Below are 5,108 nucleotides of genomic sequence, written 5' to 3' on the forward strand. Positions count from 1 at the left end.
GCTGGACCGGCTGCGCATCCTGCCCGCCGATCCGCAGACCGGGCAGGGCACGTCGATCGCGGCGGGCAAGTTCGTGACGCGGAGGCTGTATGCGGAGATCATCACCGACGGCCAGGGCTATTCCGCGACGCGCGTGGAATTCCAGGTGACGCGCTGGCTGTCGCTGCTGTCGTCGATCTCGACGCTGGGGCGGCAAAGCGCCAATGTGCGGGTGTCGCGCGATTATTGAGGGGGTGCGACCGGCGCGGGGTGAGCGCGCCGGTCGCCGGTCGTCTCGTCAGGCGGGGGCGCCGACGATCGTCTTGACTTCCATGAAGTCGGTCAGGCCGTACTTGCCGTTCTCGCGGCCGTTGCCCGACTGCTTGTAGCCGCCGAACGGCGCGGCGATGTCGGGCGACCAGCTGTTGATCGTGACCAGCCCGGCGCGCAGCCGCGGCGCGACCTCCGCCGCCTTCGCCGGATCGCCGGAGATGGTCGCCGACAGCCCGTATTCGGTGTCGTTGGCGACGCGCACCGCCTCGTCGAGGTCGCTGTAGCGGGTGATCGTGGCGACCGGGCCAAACGTCTCCTCCCGCGCGATGCGCATGTCGGGAGTGACGTCGGTGAACAGCGTCGGCTGGATGAAGAAGCCCGAATTGCGCCCGTCCGGCCGCCCCGGACCGCCGGTGACCAGCGTCGCGCCTTCGTCGATCGCCGACTGGATCAGCCCCTGGATCTTCTCATATTGCGCCTTGTTGACGACCGGGCCGATGTGCTGGCCATCCTCCAGCGGGTTGCCGACCTTCGTCTGCTCCATCATCGATTTCACGATCTGCGTCGCGTCAGCGACCTGGCTGTCGTGGACCAGCAGGCGCGTCGGCGCGATGCAGCTTTGCCCCGAATTGGCTAGCACGCCGGCCACCGTCGGCGGCAGGACGGTGCCCAGGTCGGCGCCCTCCAGCACCAGGTTCGGCGCCTTGCCGCCCAGTTCCTGATGGACGCGCTTGACCGTCGTCGCGGCGGCCTGCGCCACCGCCACGCCCGCGCGGGTCGATCCGGTGAAGCTGACCATGTCGACGCCGCGATGCGACGACAGCGCCGCGCCGACGCCCGGTCCGTCGCCGTTGACGAGGTTGAAGACGCCCGCCGGAACCCCGGCGGCATCAAGGATCTCGGCCAGGATCGCGGCGCAGCCGGGCGCTTCCTCCGACGGCTTCAGGATCATCGTGTCCCCCGCCGCCAGCGCCGGCGCGACCTTCGCGCAGATCTGGTTGAGCGGCCAGTTCCACGGCGTGATCATCGCCACGACGCCGAGCGGTTCGTGCACGACCTTCGCCTTGCCCACCGTCTCCTCGAACACGAAGCTGTCGAGCGCTTTCATCGTGGTGGCAAAATGCGCAAGTCCGGTCGGCGCCTGCGCGGCCATCGCCAGCCCCATCGGCGCGCCCATTTCCTGCGCCATCGACCGGGCGAGATCGGGAATGCGCTTCTTGTATTCGTCGATGATCCGCGCCAGCAGCGCCTTGCGCTCGTCCACGGTCGACCGCGACCAGCTTTCGAAGGCGGTGCGCGCCGCATCGACTGCGGCATCGACGTCCGCGGCGGTGCCCAGCGTGATTTCGGTGCACGGCTGCTCGGTGGCCGGATCGATCACTTCATGGCGACGACCGCCCTGGCTCTCCACCCACGCGCCGTTGATGTAATGCTTCAGGTAGCTCTGCATCATCGCTCTCCGTAATTGTTGTTACGTTTCATGCGGTGCGGCGCGGTGGGTTGCAAGACGAAACCGGACAATGCGGGCGTTATCGCGGACAGGTGTCCGCCGCGCCCGCGTCCAGATCGAGACAGCGCCCGTCGAGGCCCGACACCGGCAGCCCGATGGTAGCGGCCAGCGTGGGGAGGATGTCGACCGTTTCGACCGACAGCGGCTGTTCGAACCCGGCCATCCCCTTGCGCCAGAACAGGATCGGCACGCGGCGGTCGTAATCCCACGGGCTGCCGTGGGTTTCGACATAATAGGGCCCCGGCGCGCCGATGGTGGTGATGCGCGGGCGCAGCAGCACCATCAGGTCGCCCGACCGCTGCGGATCGTAGGAGGCGCGCGCCCGTTCGAGCAGCGTCCACAATTCGGGCGGTGTCGTCGCCATCGGCGTGGCGGCGATTTCGTCGCGGGTATAGGCGGCGGCGACCTGCGGCATGGCCATATACCGCTTCTTCGCCTCCGCCAGCACCGCCGCGCGGCGCGCCTGCGGCACGCTGGCGGCGATATAGACGTCGCTTTCCGGCCCCAGCAGTACCGGCCCGGCGATCCCCAGGTCGCGCCCGATCGCGGCGCCGACCAGCTTGGCGGCGACCGACCCGTCGACATGCGCCTCCATCGGCATCGCGCGCTGCTGCTGCCGCTCGGTCATGTCGTGCGCGCCGTGATCGGCGGTCAGCATCACCTCGTAATCCAGCCCCCAGCTGTCGAGCTGCGCCAGGAACGCGCCGATCGTCTGGTCGAGCTGCTCCATCTGGATGCACATCTCCGACCCCTGCGTGCCCATCGCATGGCCGATATAGTCGGTAGCCGACGCGCCGATCGCGATCAGGTCGGTCGCCGGACCCTGTCCCAGCTTCATGTCCTGGATCATCCCCGCCGCCAGCGCGAAGACCGCGCCGTCGAGCGCGGGCGAGGCGCGGAATGCCTTGGCATCGCCGCCCGCGCGCTCGAACCGGCCGGTGCCCAGCGTCTGCCCGCCGACCGCGATCGGCTGCGACAGCCCCTTGCAATAGCCCGGCAGCGGCAGCGCGGCCTGCGGCGCGGCGAACAGCTTGCCGACCGCGTCATTGGCGCGCTGTACCACCGCGGGCGTCGCGCGGCCCGGGTAGGAGACGAACTTGTCGGTGTTCCAGAACCATATCTGGTCGATCTGGTGCCCGCCCATCATGATCGCGGCGCGGTCCTTCCCGGCGACCGACACGACGCGCGTGGCGGGATCGGCGCGCTTCATCATCTCGCCCAGTGTCGGCACCTTCAGATGCCAGTCGGAGGGGACGTACTTGCTGCCGTGCTCGGTCCCCGGCACGCGCTCGTCCTCCGCGCAATAGACCATCTTGTCCTCGCGCCCGACCGTCTGGTCGAGCCAGGTGTTGGCGATGATCCCGGTATGTGCGGGGCGCATGCCGGTCAGGATCGTCGAGTGGCCCGGACACGTCTCGGTCGCGGCATGGCTTTGATAGCCCGACGGGAACACGACCCCCTGCGACAGCCGCGCCAGCCCGTCGGTGAAGCGGTTGCGATATTGCGCGTACAGATCGGCGGAAAACTGGTCGACCGAAATGGCGACGATCAGCTTCGGCTTGGCACGCGGCAGCGCCGGGGTGGCGGCAACGGACACCGGTGCGGCGTCGGGCACCTGGACATAACCGAGGGTCCGTTCCGCTCGCGCCCTCGTGGCCGCACCTTGTGCGAGCGCCGGTGCGGCGACGGTGGTCAGCAGGGCGGCAGCGGCGGCGAACGCTTTCATGGGGCGACCTTGGTTACAAGAGGAGCTGGTTCCGGCTATGAGCCGGGACCGATGGTCAGGCAAGCTGTGCGCGCGGCGCTTTTCACCCTTATGACAATCGCCGCGCTGCTGGCCGCGCCGCTGGCATCGGGCGCGCCCGCCGCGCCGCATCTGGCGATCACGCTGGTGCCCGAAAGCGCGAGCCCGGCGGCCGGGAGCGACGTGGCGCTGGCGTTCGCTGCCGTGCCCGCGGCGGGGTGGCACGGATACTGGAAGAACCCCGGCGATGCGGGGGTGGAGACGCGCGCCGAATGGACGCTGCCCGCTGGGGTGCGCGCCGCGCCGCTCGACTATCCGGTGCCGCAGCGGCTGGTGATCGCGGGGCTGATGAACCATGTGTACGAACGGCCGTTCGCGCTGCTGACCCGCCTGTCGCTGCCTGCCGGGCTGGCGAAGGGCACGCGCGTGCCGGTCGCCGCGAAGCTCGACTATCTGGTCTGCACGACCGAGCTCTGCGTGCCGGAAACGCAGACGCTGTCGACCGTGCTGACGATCGGCGACGGTGCGGTCGATGCCGCGACGCGCGCGCGGTTCGACGCCTGGCGCCGCGCGCTGCCGCGCCCGCTGGGCAGCGAGGCGACGTGGCAGCGCGTCGGCGACCGCTTCCGCCTGTCGGTGCCGTTCCCGCGTGATGCCGCGCTGGGGGCGGCATGGTTCTATCCGGTGGCGGGCGGCGCGACCGATTATGCTGCGCAGCAAAGCGTGACGCGCGACGGCGACCGGGTGGTGATCGAAACCAGGAGCGCGGCCACCCCGGAAGGCGGTGCGATCGCGGGGGTGCTGGCGACCGGCGACGGCGTCGGCCTGTCGCTGACGGCGCGGCCCGGTACGGTGGCGGCGGTGCGCACCGGGCTGGACTGGTCGGCGGCGGCGCTGGCGTTCGCGGGCGCGGTGCTGGGCGGGCTGCTGCTCAACGTCATGCCGTGCGTCTTCCCGATCCTGAGCCTGAAGGCGCTGGGGCTGGCGCGATCGGGCGAGGGCGAGCGCGCCGCGCGGGCCGAGGCGCTGGCCTATACCGCCGGCGTAATGCTGGTGTGCGTCGCGCTGGGCGCGGTGCTGCTGGCGTTGCGCGCCGCGGGGTCGAGCGCGGGCTGGGCGTTCCAGTTGCAGGACCCGCGCGTCATCGGCGTGCTGCTGCTGCTGGTCAGCGCGATCGCGTTCAACCTGGCTGGGCTGTTCGAACTGCCGGTGCCCGCCTTCGCGGGAAAGGGCGGGGCGACCGGCGCGTTCATGACCGGCGCGCTGGCCGCGTTCGTCGCGACGCCGTGCAGCGGGCCGTTCATGGCCGGCGCGATCGGTGCCGCGCTGGTGCTGCCCGCCGCCGCTGCGCTGACGGTTTTCGCGGGGCTGGGGCTAGGGATCGCGCTGCCGTTCCTGCTGATCGGCTTCGTCCCCGGCTTGCGCCGGCGGATGCCGAAGCCGGGGGCGTGGATGGCGCGGCTGCGCCGCGTGCTGGCGGTGCCGATGTTCCTGACCGCGCTGGCGCTCGCCTGGGTATTGGGGCGGCAGGCGGGGATCGACGGGATGACGATCGGGCTGGCCGCTACGCTGCTGCTCGCGCTGGGGCTGTGGATCGGCGGG

The 5,108-nt window shown here is 70.7% G+C and carries 4 protein-coding genes; 2 read left to right on the top strand and 2 right to left on the bottom strand.

The genetic code is table 11. The features are described 5' to 3' along the window. A partial coding sequence (locus tag AX685_RS18885) for a hypothetical protein (RefSeq protein ID WP_156445936.1) occupies positions 1–229 on the top strand: 229 nt, incomplete at its 5' end. Between the two features lie 48 nt (positions 230–277). Here the strand turns inward: AX685_RS18885 and AX685_RS18890 are convergent. Then, positions 278–1,702 (bottom strand): aldehyde dehydrogenase family protein, encoded by a 1,425-nt coding sequence (locus AX685_RS18890; RefSeq protein ID WP_066491480.1) that lies wholly within the window; start codon positions 1,700–1,702, stop codon positions 278–280. Positions 1,703–1,781: 79 nt separating this feature from the next. Further along, a complete protein-coding gene (locus tag AX685_RS18895) occupies positions 1,782–3,488 on the bottom strand; it encodes an alkaline phosphatase family protein (RefSeq protein ID WP_066491478.1) in 1,707 nt (568 codons plus the stop codon). A 51-nt stretch (positions 3,489–3,539) separates the two neighbouring features. On the opposite strand from AX685_RS18895, the gene AX685_RS18900 reads away from it, so the two are divergent. After that, a partial coding sequence (locus AX685_RS18900; RefSeq protein ID WP_082741092.1) for a protein-disulfide reductase DsbD domain-containing protein occupies positions 3,540–5,108 on the top strand: 1,569 nt, incomplete at its 3' end.

The organism is Sphingomonas sp. CCH9-F2, from assembly GCF_001556735.1.
In the GTDB taxonomy this organism is placed as follows: Bacteria; Pseudomonadota; Alphaproteobacteria; order Sphingomonadales; family Sphingomonadaceae; genus Sphingomonas; species Sphingomonas ginsenosidimutans.